The organism is Streptomyces cinerochromogenes (genome assembly GCF_014648635.1).
GTDB lineage: Bacteria > Actinomycetota > Actinomycetes > Streptomycetales > Streptomycetaceae > Streptomyces > Streptomyces cinerochromogenes.
The window spans coordinates 35,236-49,793 of the sequence record NZ_BMRM01000025.1; the positions used below are offsets into that span (position 1 = coordinate 35,236).

Here is a 14,558-nt window from a genome sequence, read left to right on the forward strand (position 1 = left end):
ATGTCCGACCCGACCCCCCTGCCCGACCTCCCCGTCACCTTCCGGCCCGGTCACACCCGGGCGATCCTGCTCACCGCCGGAGTCGCGATCTTCGTGGTGATATCCGGGATCGCGCTGCTGCTCGACATCGGCCCGGGCTCGCGGCTGACCTTCGCCGTCACCGGGGCGCTGATCTTCTGGGCGCTGGCCCGGCTGGCCCGGGTGAAGGTGGTCGCCGACGACTCCGGTGTCACCGTCGTCAACATCGCCGGCAAGCGGCGTCTGGCCTGGGCGGAGATCCTCCGCGTGAACCTCCGGCCGGGCGACCCGTGGGTCTTCCTCGACCTCGGTGACGGCACCAGCCTGGCCGCGCTCGGCATCCAGCCGGGCATCGCCAAGCAGCGGGCCATCGCCGACGCCAGGGCCCTGCGCGCGCTCGTCGAGGCCCACTCGGCGCCGTCCACCCTGCCGCACGAACCCAGATCTTGATTAATCTGGTGGGCGGAGGCCTGTTCGCTGCGCCTCCGCCCCTGCGCACCGCCCGGTGCCCAGGGGCTCCTGCTACCCGAGGAGTGACTCCCTCCAGCGATGGACGGATCGTCCTGTAGTACCTGCGCCACCCCTGCCCGACATCACGGGAAGGCGGTGGCAGCGTGACCATCCCCCTGCTGCTCCTCGGAGCGGCGTTCCTGCTGATCCTCGCCAACGGATTCTTCGTGGCGGCGGAGTTCGGCCTGGTGACGGTCGAGCGACCGGAAGCCGAGCAGGCCGCCGCCGACGGCGACGGCCGCGCCCACCGGGTCGTGGAGTCGCTGAAGGAGCTGTCGTTCCAGCTCTCCGGCACCCAGCTCGGCATCACCATCACCTCCCTGGTCGTCGGCATGCTCGCCGAACCGGCCCTGGCCGCGCTGCTGCGCGGCCCGTTCGGCGCGCTCGGCGTCCCCCGGGGCGCCGCCTCCGGCATCGCCGTGGTCGTCGGCATGCTGCTGGCCTCCGCGATCCAGATGGTGATCGGCGAGCTCGTACCCAAGAACTGGGCGGTGTCCCGGCCCCTGCAGGTCGCGCGCTTCGTCGCCGGCCCGCAGGCCCGCTTCTCCCGCCTGTTCCGCCCGGTGATCTCCGCGCTGAACACGGTCGCCAACCGGCTGGTCCGCGCCCTCGGCGTCGAACCCGCCGAGGAGCTGGCCTCCGCCCGCACCCCCGGCGAGCTCGTCTCCCTGGCCCGGCACTCCGCCCAGGCCGGCGCCCTGGAGCAGGACACGGCCGACCTGTTCGTCCGCACCCTGTCCCTGGGCGAGCTGACCGCGCAGCACGTGATGACCCCGCGCGTGAAGGTGAGCGCGCTGCAGGACTCGGCCACCGCCGAGGACGTCGTCAACCTCACCCGGGCCACCGGCCTGTCCCGCTTCCCCGTCTACCGGGAGAAGATCGACGACGTCGTCGGCATGGCCCATCTGAAGGACGCGCTGGCGATCCCCGTGCACGACCGCCTGCGCACCCCGGTGACCCGCATCGCCCGAAAGGCGCTGCTCGTCCCGGAGACCCTGCCGGTCCAGCCGCTGCTCGCCCGGCTCCGCTCCGAGCAGCCCATCGCGGTCGTCGTCGACGAGTACGGCGGCACGGCCGGCGTGGTCACCCTGGAGGACATCGTCGAGGAGCTGATCGGCGAGGTCCGCGACGAGCACGACGCCAAGGACATGCCCGAGCTGGCCCCCGCCCCGCCCGAGGACGGCAGGCCCGCCTGGGACGCGGACGGCAGCTGCCGCGTCGACATCCTGCAGCGCATAGGCCTCGACGTGCCCGAGGGGCCGTACGAGACCGTCGCCGGGCTGGTCGCCGACCTGCTGGGCCGGATCCCGGCCCCCGGCGACCGGGCCGAGCTGCCCGGCTGGCGGCTCTCGGTCCGCCAGGTCGGCCACTACCGCGCCGAACGGGTCCGCCTGGTCAGGACGGCTCCGGTGGCGAACGTGATGGAGGCCGCCCGGTGAGCGTCCTGCAACTGGTCTTCGCCGCGCTGCTCGTGCTCGCCAACGGCTTCTTCGTCGGCGCCGAGTTCGCGCTCGTCTCCGTCCGCCGCAGCCAGGTCGAACCGCTCGGCACCGCCCGGGCCCGCCAGGTGCTGTACGGCCTCGAACGGCTGCCGCAGATGATGGCCGCGGCCCAGTTCGGCATCACCGTCTGCTCCCTGACGCTCGGCGCGGTCGCCGAGCCGACGGTGGCGCACCTGCTGGAGCCGGTGTTCGAGTGGATCCACCTGCCGCACGGCGTGATCCACCCCCTCGGCTACGTCATCGCCCTGGCCGCCGTGGTCTTCTTCCACCTGGTCATCGGCGAGATGGTGCCGAAGAACCTCGCCATGGCCGCCCCGGAGAAGGTTGCGCTGTGGCTCAGCCCGGGCCTGGTCTGGTTCGCCCGTCTGTGCAGGCCCATCACGGCGTCCCTCGGCGCCTGCGCCCAGGGCATCCTGCGGCTGTTCCGGGTCGAGCCGAAGGACGAGGTGGAGGCGGTCGTCACCACCGAGCAGCTCAACCGCCTGCTGGAGGACTCCGGCCAGGCGGGCCTCCTCGACCCGGAGGAGCGCGAGCGCCTGGAGGACGCCCTGGAACTGGGCTCCCGCCCGGTGACGGACGTCCTGCTGCGGCGCGAGTCCCTGGTCACGGTGGAGCCCTCGGTCACCCCGGGGCAGATCGTGGAGCTGACCGCCCGCACGGGCTACTCCCGCTTCCCGGTCGCGGCCACCGAGAAGGGCCCCTTCATGGGGTACGTGCACGTCAAGGACGTCCTCGACCTGGAGGACTCCGACCGGGCCGTCCCCCAGCAGGTGTGGCGCCCCATGGCCACCCTCCGCGCCGAGCTGCCCCTGGACGACGCCCTGACGGTCATGCGCCGTGCGGCCACGCATCTCGCCCAGGTCGCCGACGCGACCGGCAGGGTCCTGGGCCTGGTGGCGCTGGAGGACGTGCTGGAGATGCTGGTGGGCGAGGTCCGCGACCCCGCGCACCGGGAGGCGCCCGAGACGAAGGTGACCGGACCGAGGGCGACCGGACCGAGGGCGACCGGACCGAGGACGAGCGAACCGAGGGCGAGCGGGGAACCGGAGGAGGCCGGCGCGATGGCCTAGCTGTAGGACGACGGATCCTGCGGCCCCCGCCCCGACAGCACCTCCCCGTAGGCCTGCATCAGGTCGGGCAGCCGCAGGGTCGCCAGGTCCTCCCGGGACAGGGCCCCCGGGTACGTCGACAGCCGCAGATCCCGGTACGCACAGCTCTTCTCGTACAGCGTCCGCAGGAACCGCCCGTTGCCCAGCTCGTCGATCCACCCCTGGTCGACCACGTGCCCGGCGATGGACCGCAGCTCGTCCAGCGCCTCCTCGTCCCACAGGTCCCCGTTCTCCGCCGCGAGCACCTTGCCGATCTCGGTCAGCTCCAGCGGCCGGTAGGAGGGGAAGTCCACCCGGGTGGTGAACCGCGAGGACAGTCCGGGGTTGGCGGCGAGCAGGCGGTCCATGCCCTCCGGGTAGCCGGCGAGGATCACCACCAGGTGGTCCCGGTTGTCCTCGGCACGCTTCAGCAGCACCTGCAGCGCCTCGTCGCCGTAGGCGTCCCCCTTGCCGTACCCGGAGTTGGACAGCGCGTACGCCTCGTCCACGAAGAGCACCCCGCCGATCGCGGAGTCGATCAGCTCGTTGGCCTTCACCGCCGTCTGCCCCAGGTACTCGCCGACCAGGTCGGCCCGCTGCGCCTCCACCAGGTGGTCACCGCCCAGGAGCCCCAGGGCGTAGAAGACGCGGCCGAGGATCCGCGCGACCGTGGTCTTGCCCGTCCCCGACGGCCCGGAGAAGACGAAGTGCCGTTTGGGCGGCTGCACCGGCAACCCCTGACCGGCCCGCAGCCGCGCCATGTTCAACTGCGCGGACAACGCCTTGACCTGGCGCTTGACCGGTTCCAGGCCCACCATGCGCTCCAGCTCCGCGAGCGCCTGTTCGAGTAACGCGGGGTCCGTCGGGCCGGTCGGGATCGGCGAGGCGGACATCCCGGGCACCCCCGGCACACCCGTCTTCGTCCGTACCGAGGGGTCGGTCACCGACGGCAGCGGGCCGGTCGGCAGATCGGGTTCGGGCAGCCGCAGGTCCCGGCCCTCCGTGCCGAACAGCGGATCGAACCCGTCCGGTCCGTCCACCGTGTCCTGCCCCGCGCCGGTCAGCGTGATCGCGGCGAGGCCGGCCGTCTCGTCGTACCCGTCGCCCTCGGCGATCGCGGCGAGCCGGGCGGAGGTGTCCATGAAAGCCGGGTCGACCCGGTGCACCGCCCGGTACAGGGGGAGCGCGGCGGCCGACCGTCCCGTTCCCTCGTGGGCCCTCGCCAGCCAGTACCGCAGCTCCTTGCGCTGCGGCTGCTCGCTGCGGCACCGCATCAGCGCCGCCGCCAGCAGTGGTTCGGCCTGGCCGTACATCTCCAGCCGGACCCGGGCCATGCCGCCGAACAGTCCGGCCTCGATGCCGAGCAACGTGTCGTCCAGCAGCGGGTCGGTGTGCCGGACCAACTGCTCCCAGTCCTTGACCAGATAGGCGCGGCAGGCGTGCAGGAAGCGGACCTGCGGGTCGGCGTCGACCGGGGGCAGCCCGGCGAGCGCGCGGTCCAGCTCGGGCACGTGCCGGCCGTCCAGCCAGTGGGAGGCGTGCGCCAGCAGCAGGTCGCGCGGGCTCTCCAGCACCGGCTGCACCCACCACCCCAGCCAGTACCAGGAGTTGAGGGCGCGGCGGTGCCGGGTGCGCTGTTCGCCGAAGCGGTCGCGGTGGCGGAACATCCGCAGCAGCGCGGTGGTCGTGTCGACCCGCAGCGCGTGCAGTCCGAGCCAGCCGTCGGCCATGCCCGGGTCGATCCGCACCGCGGTGCGGAACTCCTCCTCCGCCTGCGGGTAGGCGCCCATCGTGTAGGCGTCCACGCCCCGCAGCCAGGCGAGGTCGGCCGGGGCCTCGGGGCCCTGCGTGCCGAAGTCCATCACGTCCCCCCACAAACCGTGTCCCCGTGGTTCACCACCGGGCAGTCGCCCGGCGGCCGCCGCGGTCGAACCGCTGTGCCGCGGACCGGAGTTGCAGGTGCGCGAGGCAGCCGCCCGAAGGTCGCACCGAGGGCATCGTACCCGCGTGGCCGCACGGGCCGAAGGGTGCCGCACGGGCCGTTCGGCGAGGTGGGAGCAGACGGGGCGCACGGCGTTTCGTGACCGAGGGTGAGAGAACCGGTGCGCGGGGTGCCCGGGAAACCGTGTCCCGGGCAGAACGAAGCCCCCGGTCACGGGGGAACAACCGGGGGCTTCGCGTGAGTGGGCGGCTCCGAAAGCCGCACATTGAGAACGTAAGACCTGTACGGCTCCCGGGTCAAGCGAAGTTGGAGCACTCGGAGAAGTTCCCCCACGGGGGTCTTCACCGCTTCACCACATCCGGGACGGCCCGTCACGCTGAGTGACAATCTGTCCGACATCGGGAGTCGCTCCGGGCCCCGGCAGCACCTCGTATCCCTCCGGTCGCTGCAGCACCAGCAGATCGGCGTGGGGGCGTGAAGGGTCGGCGGCGAAGTGCGCTCGCTCCGCCGCGACCCAGCCGTCCCAGAACGCGTGCTGCTCGGCGCCGTCCCGCCGTCGGCCGCGCGTCCAGGACTCCTCCCGGGGCAGCTCCATCCACAGTAGCCGGGCCAGGTGCGGCCGCAGGGCGGACCGGCCGGCGCCGACGCCCTCGATCAGGACGACGGGTGCGGGCGGGAGCGGGACCGGGTCGCCGAAGGCGCGGGCCCGCCAGTCGTACGGGGTGTAGTGCGCGTCCTCGCCGCGGGCCAGCGGCTCGATCACCTGGGTCATGAGCCGGCCGGTCCAGGCGAAGAGCTGTTCGTGGCTGGCGATGTCGTCGAGATGGAGCACCGGAGCCCCGCCCAGGGCCCGCGCCAGCCGTCCGGCGAAGGTCGACTTCCCGGAGCCGGCGTGCCCGTCGACGGCGATCAGCCGGACCGGTCCCAGGGAGGGAGGGAGTCCGTGCAGCCGGGCGGCGAGGTCGTGAATGGTGATTCCCGGGGTGTCGGTGTTGCGGGTGTGGTGCCGCGGATGTCGTGTCGGCGGCGGGGCTGGTGGTCCGGTGTGTGGGTTTTCCGTGAAACAGTCCAGCAGTAGTCGCCTTTTGAACCACCGGCTGGCGGCCAGTCAATGATACCGAATAAACATTCTGAATCCCGTGACCGATATGTCGAATTCGGCGTTCCAGGTGTGCCCCACGCTGAGTAAGGTGCCTCCTGCGCAACGTGATGCGTCGAACGGGGAGTAGGCAGGGGGACATGGCCGCGGAGTTATTCGACGGGCAGTACGTATGGCATCCGGCGGCCGACGACCGCGTCCTGGCGAGCGTATGCGTCGACGTGCGGGCCGGGCGTTATCGATACGCCCACGAGGCGCTCGCCGAGACCCGTTCCGACTTCGCCCTGCGCGCCCACCGCTCCCTGGTGCTCGCCTCCGAGGCGGCCGGCAGCGACCTGGTGGAACGCTGGCTCGCCGAGGAACCCACGCCCGAGGCGGCGCTGATGTGGGCCCGGGTCGCCGTGCAGCGCGCACTGCGGGCCGCCGACGCCCGCGACGACCGCGCCGAGGTGCTGGAACGGATCGCGCTGACCGCCTGCGACCGCGCCGCCGAAGCGGCCCCCGCGGACCCCACCCCCTGGGTCGCCCGGCTCGCCATGGCCCGGCTGCACCGGCTGCGCGACCCCGCCCCGCAGGGCCTGCTCACCGCCCCGTCCGGCCCCTGGCGCCTGTTCGCGCACATCCTGTCCCTGGACCCCTGGCACCGTGAGGCCCACCACCGCTTCCTGTCCTGCTTCTTCACGCGCTACGGCGGCTCGGTCACCGCGGCCTGGGACGTCGCCGCCTTCCTCAGCCAGCGGGCGCCCGCCGACTCCGCCCTGCGGCTGCTGCCCCTGGTCGCCCTGGTGGAGAGCTACAACCCCACCCAGCTGCTCGCCGACCGGGTCTGGGAGCAGCCCCAGTGGCGCTCCACCGCGCTGGCGATCTACCAGAACTGGCTTCCCACGGTGGCCGGTTACCGCTTCACCCCGGTGCTCGACCTGGCCTACCTCGGGCACGCGCTGGTCATGGGCCGGCGCGAGTTCGAGGCCCGGGCGGTCTTCACCGCGATGGGCCCGTACGCGTCCCGCATGCCCTGGAGCGCCTTCGGCGACCCCGCCGAACAGCTCTCCCGGGCCCGGCGCGCCTGCGGCCTGCCCGTCCCGGGGCCCGCCTGACCCGCTCGTCCCCCTCCCCCCACCGAGAGAAAGGCCGATCTGTGTCGGAACGGATGTCGACCCCCCGGCCACGGGCCCGCGCGGCGGACTCCGTCGTGCTCGACGACGACGCCACCCTGCACGCGATGGGTTATCCGCGGAAACTGACCCGACGCTTCCAGGCATTCGACAACTTCGCGATCTCCTTCACCATCATCAATATCCTCTCCGGTATTTTCTCGTCCTTCGGATTCGGCATGAACGCGGGCGGCCCGCGCATTCTCGTGTTCGGCTGGATCGGCGTCTCGCTCATGGTGCTGCTCATCGGGGCGGCCATGGCGGAAGTCGCCTCCGCCTACCCGACGAGCGGCGCCCTGTATTTCTCCGCGGGAAAACTCGCCAAGCGGCACAAAGGTGCCTGGTCGTGGTTCACGGGCTGGCTGAACTTCGTGGGCCAGATCGGCGGCACCGCCGCCACCGGCTACGCCGCCGCCACCTTCATCCAGGTGTTCGTGCAGTTGCAGTGGCCGTCCTACCGGCCGACCGCCCACCAGACGGTCCTCATCACAGCCCTCGTCATCGTCCTGCAGGGACTCGCCAACACTTATACCGTGCAGCTCGTCGCCGTACTGAACCGCATTTCCGTGTGGTGGCTGCTGATCGGACTCGTCGTGATCGTGGGCGCACTCACAGTGATGCCCGATCATCACCAGTCCGCGTCTTTCGTGACGCATTTCGAGAACAACACCGGCTTTGCGAGCGGGCTTTACGGCGGCATGCTCGGCCTGCTGGTCACCAGCTGGACGTTCACCGGGTTCGACGGCAGCTTCCACATGTCCGAGGAAACGGTCCGCGCGACGGTCAGTGCGCCGAAGGGCATCACCCGCGCCATCGGCTGTTCGGCGGTCGCCGGCCTGGTCCTGATGCTGGCGCTCGTCTACAGCATCGGTGACTACGCCGAGGTGGCCGGTGCCGCGGCGCCGCCCGTCCAGATCCTCGTCGACGGCCTCGGCCTGGGGGTGGCCAAGGTGATGCTCCTCATCGTCATCGGCGCGATGCTCTTCTGCGGTCTGGCCAACCTCACCAGCAACACCCGGCAGATCTTCGCGTTCTCCCGGGACGGCGCCATGCCCGGCTCCCGCTGGTGGCACTCGGTCTCGCTGCGCACCCGTACGCCGGTGAAGGCGGTGTGGCTCGCGGTCGCCTGCTCGCTGGCGCTGGTGGTGCCGGGCTGGTGGTCGCACACGGCGTTCACCGCGATCGTCAGCGTCAACGTGGTCGGGCTCTTCCTCGCCTACGCCGTGCCGATCTTTCTGCGGCTGCGGCTCGGTGACGCGTTCCAGCCCGGGCCCTGGCACCTGGGCCGCTGGGGCAGGCCGATCGGCTGGCTGGCGGTGACCTGGATCCTGCTCAGCAGCCTCCTCTTCATGCTGCCGCAGGCCTCGCCGATCACCGTCGACTCCTTCAACTACGCGCCGATCGCCCTCGCCGTCGTCCTGCTGGTGGCCACGGTGTGGTGGTTCGCCACGGCCCGCCGCCGCTTCCAGGGACCGGTGAGCTACGGACGCCCCGACGAGGTGGCGGCGATGGACCTCGTCTGACCGTGCCGGGCAGGGCCCCCGCCATTGGCCGAGACCAATATTCGTGCCGCGGCATGCGCCGAAGTGCTGGCAGCGGAATCCGGCCTGCTCCATAGTTACCGCACCGGACCAGCCCGCTTCGGACACCCTGGGGGTCGTCGCGCCCATGAGCAGAGCCCAAGAGCCGTCCCGCAGAACCGTTCTGGCCGTGGCCGTCGCCGCGGCGGTGACCGGCACCGCGGCCCCCGTGGCCGCCGCCGCACCGCACTCCGCCGCCGACGACCCCGGCCAGGCACCGGCCCGCCCGATCGACTACCACGCCTGGACGACGTACCGCGACTGGCGTTGCGGCACCGCCCAGGGCGCGCGGGCGGTGTCCGGACGGCGCCCCGGCATCGTGATCGGCGCCCCCGCCGGCCGTACCGACTACACGGACCCGCACACCGGCACCACCGCCACCTGGGAGTACGCCACCTGGACCTCCCCGGTGCACCGGCTCACCGTGCCCGCGACCGAGGTCATCGCCTCCTGGAACGCGCACACCCCCGAGGGCACCTGGCTCCAGGTCGAGCTGCGGGGCACGTACTCCGACGGCACCGACACGCCCTGGTACGTGATGGGCCGCTGGGCGGCCGGCGACCAGGACATCAAGCGGACCTCGGTGGACGACCAGACCGACGGCAGGAGCACGGTCTGGACGGACACCTTCGCCATCGACGACGCGGGCACCGGCCTGCGCCTGTCCTCGTACCGGCTGCGCCTCACCCTCTACCGGCGGCCCGGTACGCGGCTCACCCCGACCGTCTGGCGGCTCGGCGCGATGGGCTCCGACATCCCCGACCGGTTCACGGTCCCGGCCTCCGCCCCCGGCCTCGCCCAGGAACTGGCCGTACCGCGCTACTCCCAGGAGATCCACAAGGGCCAGTACCCCGAGTACGACAACGGCGGCGAGGCCTGGTGCAGCCCCACCTCCTCGCAGATGGTCATCGAGTACTGGGGCGGCCGGCTCACCCCGGAGCAGCTGTCCTGGGTGGATCCGTCCTACGCCGACCCGCAGGTGTGCCACGCGGCCCGCTTCACCTACGACCACCAGTACCAGGGCTGCGGCAACTGGCCCTTCAACGCCGCCTACGCGGCCACCTTCGAGGGCCTCCAGGGCGTGGTCACCCGGCTGGCCTCCCTCACCGACCTGGAGACGCTGATCGCGGCCGGAATCCCGGCCATAACGTCGCAGTCGTTCCTCAAGAACGAGCTGACGGGCGCGGGTTACGGCACCTCCGGCCACCTGATGACGGTCATCGGCTTCACCGCGGACGGGGACGTGATCGCGGGCGATCCCGCCTCGCCGAGCGACGAGACGGTGCGGCGCGTCTACAAGCGGCGCGAGTGGGAGAACATCTGGCTCAGGACCAAGCGGTACAACGCCTCCGGCAAGGTCGTCTCCGGCACCGGAGGGGTCTGCTACCTCTACTTCCCCGCTCACCCGACCCCGCACCAGCGCAAGGCGCTCGCCGCGGTGGGCGTGCACTGAGAGCGGATGCCGGGGGAGCCCACCGCGGGTGTGTGGCGGAGGTGTGCGGCGCGGACGCGTGTGACCAAGCTCATCACCGCGCACGCCCGCGCGGGTGGCAAGGTGGAAGAAGGGAGTGGGGGAGTCCTGTTCCGCACGTCCGATCCCTGCTTCTGTACGTCCGATCACCTCTGCGAGTGACAGCATGACCGCACACCCCGCCACCGCCTCCCGCGTCCGCACCGGCGGCCCCCGGGAGGACGGCCCGAAGATCGTCGAGCACGTCATGGGATGGGTCCTCGTCGCGGTGCTGGCGATGCTCGTGACCCAGCTCGGACTGCTCTGAACCGACCGCTCACGCGCGAGGCTTGTTCTGACATACTGCGGACGTCCCGTCGCGCCTAGACCAGGGTCGATCGTGAACTTGCCGCAGCAGCGTGCCGCCACCCGGGTGCGGGGCACCGAGCGCTCCGTGGCGCGCCGCGCCGAACTCATCGCCATCGGCCGGAAGTTGTTCGCCGACACGTCCTACGACGCGCTGTCCATGGACGACATCGCCCGCCAGGCGCAGGTCGCCAAGGGGCTGATCTACTACTACTTCCGGTCCAAGCGCGGCTACTACCTGGCGATCATCCAGGACTCCGTCGCCGACCTGGTCACCTCCGCCGCGGGCGGCCTGCGGCTGCCCGCCGTGGACCGCGTGCACCGCACGATCGACGGCTACCTGCGCTACGCCGAACAGCACCAGGCCGCCTACCGCACCATCGTCAGCGGCGGCGTCGGTTTCGACACCGAGGTGCACGCGATCCGGGACGGCGTGCGCGAGGCGATCATCGCCACGATCGCCGAAGGGGCCTACGGCCGCGGCGACATCTCCCCGCTGGCCCGGACGGGCCTGCTGTCCTGGGTGTGCAGTGTGGAGGGCGCCACCCTGGACTGGATCGACCGTCCGCGCCTGTCCCGCGACACGATGCGCGAGCTGCTGGTGAAGACGCTCGGCGGGGCCCTGCGCGCCATCGAGGAGCTGGACCCCGCCCACCCCGCCCCGCCGCCCGCCCGCCGGGACGGCTGAACCGGGGAGAACCGTCAGTTGATCGCCTTGATCAGCTCACCGTTCGCGGTGTCGCCGCTCAGCTCCCAGAAGAAGGTGCCGCCGAGGCCCTGCTGGTTCTTGTACGACATCTTCGTCGCGATGGTGGCCGGGGTGTCGTAACTCCACCAGTCGCTGCCGCACTTGGCGTAGGCGGTGCCGCCGACGGTGCCGTTCGCCGGGCACTTGGTCCTGAGCACCTTGTAGTCCTCGATGCCCTGCTCGTACGTTCCGGCGGCCGGGCCGGTGGCGGTACCGCCGGGGGTCGTCTGGGTGACGCCGGTCCAGCCGCGTCCGTAGAAGCCGATGCCGAGCAGCAGCTTGGAGGCCGGGATGCCGAGGCCCTTGAGCTTGGCGACGGTCGCCGAGGTGTAGTAGTTCGCCTTGGGGATGCCCGCGTAGGAGTTCAGCGGGGAGTGCGGGGCGGTCGGGCCGGTGGTGTCCCAGGCGCCGAAATAGTCGTAGGTCATCGGGTTGTACCAGTCGACGTAGGCGGCGGCGCCCGCGTAGTCCGCCGCGTCGATCTTGCCGCCGCCGGTGGCGTCCGCGGTGATCGCGGCGGTCACCAGGTTCCCGGAGCCGAACTTCGACCGCAGGGCGGACACGAGGTTCCTGAAGGCCTCCCGCCCGCTGGTGTCGCAGGTGTTGCCGCAGGCGTTCGGGTACTCCCAGTCGATGTCGATGCCGTCGAACAGGCCCGCCCACTTGGAGTTCTTCACCAGGTCGTAGCAGGACTGGGCGAAGGCGGCCGGGTTCTTCGCGGCCTCGCCGAAGCCCCCGGACCAGGTCCAGCCGCCGAAGGACCACAGGATCTTCAGGCCCGGGTGCTTCTTCTTCAGCTTCAGCAGTTGGTTGAAGTTGCCGCGCAGCGGCTGGTCCCAGGTGTCGGCGACGCCGTCGACGGACTCGGCGGCGGTGTAGGCCCGGTCGGTGGCCGCGTAGGAGTCGCCCATCGCGCACTTGCCGCCGGTGACGTTGCCGAAGGCGTAGTTGATGTGGGTGAGCTTGGCGCCGGAGCCGGAGGTCTCGATGTTCTTGACGTAGTACTTGCGGTCGTAGGTGCCCCATTCGGTGAAGTAGCCGACGACCTTGGAGCCGGCCGTCAGCCGCGGGGCGCCGGGCGTCGCCGCGGTCGCCGTGCCCGTGCCGGCCAGCAGCCCGGCGCCGAGGGCGGCGGTACAGGCCGCCGAGACGAGGGCGCGGACGCGGGAGCGGGAGCGGGAGCGGGAGCGGGAGCGGGAGCGGGAGCGGTGGGGAGTGTGCATCGGGTGTCTCCTCGTGGGGGAGAGGGGATCGCGCGCCGATTGGCATGAACGCGGTAAAGCGTTGGTCATGCACAGTAGGAGGACTAGACCACTAGGTCAATGGTTCGGACCAGTTCGGGCCAGGGCGGAGCCCCGGGGGCGGCCCCCCGGGAGGCCCCACGGGAAGCCCGGAGTGGACTCCTGAAGTAAGCGGTCGTTAACTGGTGACGGGAGGTCGTTGATCGGGCATACTCACAGCGCATGCCGCAGGTCAGCAGCTTCCGAGACCCGGGAGCGGGTGTCCGTGGCCCAGCGCAACGACCAGGCGGAGCCGCCCCCACCCCGGGCCGGACCGCCGGTGCCCGAACAGGGAGGAGCCCGACGCCATGTCCGACCGCGACCCGCAGCCGGTGGAGCGTCAACTGCCCACGGAAGAGGCGAGAGACCTGCTCGCCCTCGTCCGGGACATAGCCCAGCGCGAGATCGCGCCGAAGGCCGCGGAGGAGGAGGACGCGGGCCGCTTCCCACGCGAGATCTTCACCCTGCTCTCCGAATCCGGCCTGCTGGGCCTGCCGTACTCCGTCGACTACGGCGGCGGCGAGCAGCCCTACGAGGTCTACCTCCAGGTCCTGGAGGAGCTGGCCACCGCCCGCCTCACCGTGGGTCTCGGCGTCAGCGTCCACACGCTCGCGACCTACGCGCTCGCCTCCCACGGCACCAAGCAGCAGAAGGTCGAGCACCTGCCCGCCATGCTCGGCGGCGGCCTGCTCGGCGCGTACTGCCTGTCCGAGCCGTCCTCCGGCTCCGACGCCGCCTCCCTGCGCACCAAGGCCGTCCGGGACGGCGACGGCTGGGTGATCGACGGCACCAAGGCCTGGATCACCCACGGCGGCATCGCCGACTTCTACACCGTGATGGCCCGCACCGGTGAGGACGGCCCGCGCGGGATCACCGCCTTCCTCGTGCCCGGCGACGCGCCCGGTGTGAGCGGCGCGGCACCCGAGAAGAAGATGGGCATGAAGGGCTCGCCCACCGCGCAGGTGCACTTCGACGGCGTCCGCGTCCCGGACGACCGGCGCATCGGCGAGGAGGGCCAGGGCTTCTCCATCGCCCTCTCCGCGCTCGACTCCGGCCGGCTCGGCATCGCCGCCTGCGCCGTCGGCCTCGCCCAGGCCGCCCTGGACGAGGCGGTCCGCTACGCGACCCAGCGCCGCCAGTTCGGCCGCCCCATCGCCGACTTCCAGGGCCTGCGCTTCATGCTCGCCGACATGGCCACCCAGATCGAGGCGGGCCGCGCGCTCTACCTCGCCGCGGCCCGGCTGCGCGACGCCGGCCGGCCGTTCGCCAAGCAGGCCGCCATGGCCAAGCTGCACTGCACCGACACGGCGATGAAGGTCACCACGGACGCGGTGCAGATACTCGGCGGCTACGGCTACACCGCCGACTTCCCGGTCGAGCGCTATATGCGCGAGGCCAAGGTCCTGCAGATCGTCGAGGGCACCAACCAGATCCAGCGGATGGTCATCGCCCGTCACCTGGCGGGGCCAGAAGGTCGCCGAACTGGCCCGTGAGCACCGCCGGGGACGCCAGCCTGACCCACTCCGGGTCGTGGCGGCCCGGCAGGGTACGGCCCCGGTCGGCCCAGGTGCGCAGGAGATCGCGGTAGATGGGCGGGTCCTGCGGCGGCGCGCCCGGCGGCACCGATTCCGCCGGGCGCGGGACGAAGATGAGGCGCTGACGCCCGGTCGCCGAGTACGTGGGGGTCATACCCGGGCAACGCGGAGAGGGCGGGACAGGTCACCCCCCGGCGGAATCGTGCGTCAGTCCACCCCCGTCCGGCCGCCGCTCTGGCCACCTCCGGTCGGCTGACGTACCGTCAGCTGACCATCGCCCAGGGGG

Annotated in this window: 12 protein-coding genes; 9 read left to right on the forward strand and 3 right to left on the reverse strand. The window is 71.7% G+C overall.

Annotated elements, in window-relative coordinates:
* The 3 genes from IEZ20_RS35100 to IEZ20_RS35110 all read left to right on the forward strand — a co-directional run bounded on the left by IEZ20_RS35100 (position 1) and on the right by IEZ20_RS35110 (position 3,100).
* On the forward strand, positions 1-468 hold the full coding sequence (locus IEZ20_RS35100) for a PH domain-containing protein (protein ID WP_189306326.1): 468 nt from the start codon (positions 1-3) through the stop codon (positions 466-468).
* A gap of 164 nt (positions 469-632) precedes the next feature.
* Positions 633-1,967, forward strand: coding sequence for a hemolysin family protein (locus tag IEZ20_RS35105; RefSeq protein ID WP_189306328.1), 1,335 nt, complete (start codon positions 633-635; stop codon positions 1,965-1,967).
* On the forward strand, positions 1,964-3,100 hold the full coding sequence (locus IEZ20_RS35110) for a hemolysin family protein (RefSeq protein WP_189306330.1): 1,137 nt from the start codon (positions 1,964-1,966) through the stop codon (positions 3,098-3,100). The genes IEZ20_RS35105 and IEZ20_RS35110 overlap by 4 nt, the downstream gene beginning before the upstream one ends.
* On the opposite strand, the gene IEZ20_RS35115 is transcribed toward IEZ20_RS35110, so the two are convergent.
* Together IEZ20_RS35115 and IEZ20_RS35120 are read right to left on the reverse strand one after the other, a co-directional pair.
* Positions 3,097-4,980 (reverse strand): AAA family ATPase, encoded by a 1,884-nt coding sequence (locus tag IEZ20_RS35115; protein WP_189306332.1) that lies wholly within the window; start codon positions 4,978-4,980, stop codon positions 3,097-3,099. The genes IEZ20_RS35110 and IEZ20_RS35115 overlap by 4 nt on opposite strands.
* 429 nt (positions 4,981-5,409) lie before the next feature.
* Positions 5,410-6,036 (reverse strand): uridine kinase family protein, encoded by a 627-nt coding sequence (locus IEZ20_RS35120; protein ID WP_373304035.1) that lies wholly within the window; start codon positions 6,034-6,036, stop codon positions 5,410-5,412.
* Positions 6,037-6,299: 263 nt separating this feature from the next.
* Here IEZ20_RS35120 and IEZ20_RS35125 point away from each other — a divergent pair, with 263 nt between their 5' ends.
* The 5 genes from IEZ20_RS35125 to IEZ20_RS35145 all read left to right on the forward strand — a co-directional run bounded on the left by IEZ20_RS35125 (position 6,300) and on the right by IEZ20_RS35145 (position 11,397).
* Positions 6,300-7,256, forward strand: coding sequence for a hypothetical protein (locus IEZ20_RS35125; protein WP_189306334.1), 957 nt, complete (start codon positions 6,300-6,302; stop codon positions 7,254-7,256).
* 53 nt (positions 7,257-7,309) lie between these two features.
* Positions 7,310-8,836 carry an amino acid permease gene (locus IEZ20_RS35130; protein WP_229896424.1) on the forward strand — a complete coding sequence of 509 codons (1,527 nt, stop codon included), beginning with the start codon at positions 7,310-7,312 and terminating at the stop codon, positions 8,834-8,836.
* Between the two features lie 145 nt (positions 8,837-8,981).
* On the forward strand, positions 8,982-10,346 hold the full coding sequence (locus tag IEZ20_RS35135) for a C39 family peptidase (RefSeq protein ID WP_189306338.1): 1,365 nt from the start codon (positions 8,982-8,984) through the stop codon (positions 10,344-10,346).
* A 184-nt stretch (positions 10,347-10,530) separates the two neighbouring features.
* Entirely contained in the window at positions 10,531-10,671 is a 141-nt protein-coding gene (locus IEZ20_RS35140) for an SCO1431 family membrane protein (RefSeq protein ID WP_189306340.1), read from the forward strand.
* A 72-nt stretch (positions 10,672-10,743) separates the two neighbouring features.
* Positions 10,744-11,397: a TetR/AcrR family transcriptional regulator gene (locus IEZ20_RS35145; RefSeq protein ID WP_373304033.1), complete on the forward strand. Its 654-nt coding sequence runs from the start codon at positions 10,744-10,746 to the stop codon at positions 11,395-11,397.
* A gap of 14 nt (positions 11,398-11,411) precedes the next feature.
* On the opposite strand, the gene IEZ20_RS35150 is transcribed toward IEZ20_RS35145, so the two are convergent.
* The gene (locus IEZ20_RS35150; RefSeq protein ID WP_189306342.1) at positions 11,412-12,680 is read right to left on the reverse strand and encodes a glycoside hydrolase family 18 protein; all 1,269 of its coding nucleotides are present in this window, start codon (positions 12,678-12,680) and stop codon (positions 11,412-11,414) included.
* 365 nt (positions 12,681-13,045) lie between these two features.
* Between IEZ20_RS35150 and IEZ20_RS35155 the strand changes: the two genes are divergently transcribed.
* Positions 13,046-14,230, forward strand: a complete 1,185-nt coding sequence (locus IEZ20_RS35155) for an acyl-CoA dehydrogenase family protein (protein WP_189306344.1) — start codon at positions 13,046-13,048, stop codon at positions 14,228-14,230.
* Positions 14,231-14,558: the final 328 nt, after the last annotated feature.

Coding starts and splice junctions, on each gene's coding strand:
- IEZ20_RS35100 (WP_189306326.1), top strand. CDS start 1: ATGTCCGACCCGACCCCCCTGCCCGACCTCCCCGTCACCTTCCGGCCC.
- IEZ20_RS35115 (WP_189306332.1), bottom strand. CDS start 4,980: ATGGACTTCGGCACGCAGGGCCCCGAGGCCCCGGCCGACCTCGCCTGG.
- IEZ20_RS35125 (WP_189306334.1), top strand. CDS start 6,300: ATGGCCGCGGAGTTATTCGACGGGCAGTACGTATGGCATCCGGCGGCC.
- IEZ20_RS35130 (WP_229896424.1), top strand. CDS start 7,310: ATGTCGACCCCCCGGCCACGGGCCCGCGCGGCGGACTCCGTCGTGCTC.
- IEZ20_RS35135 (WP_189306338.1), top strand. CDS start 8,982: ATGAGCAGAGCCCAAGAGCCGTCCCGCAGAACCGTTCTGGCCGTGGCC.
- IEZ20_RS35140 (WP_189306340.1), top strand. CDS start 10,531: ATGACCGCACACCCCGCCACCGCCTCCCGCGTCCGCACCGGCGGCCCC.
- IEZ20_RS35150 (WP_189306342.1), bottom strand. CDS start 12,680: ATGCACACTCCCCACCGCTCCCGCTCCCGCTCCCGCTCCCGCTCCCGC.
- IEZ20_RS35155 (WP_189306344.1), top strand. CDS start 13,046: ATGTCCGACCGCGACCCGCAGCCGGTGGAGCGTCAACTGCCCACGGAA.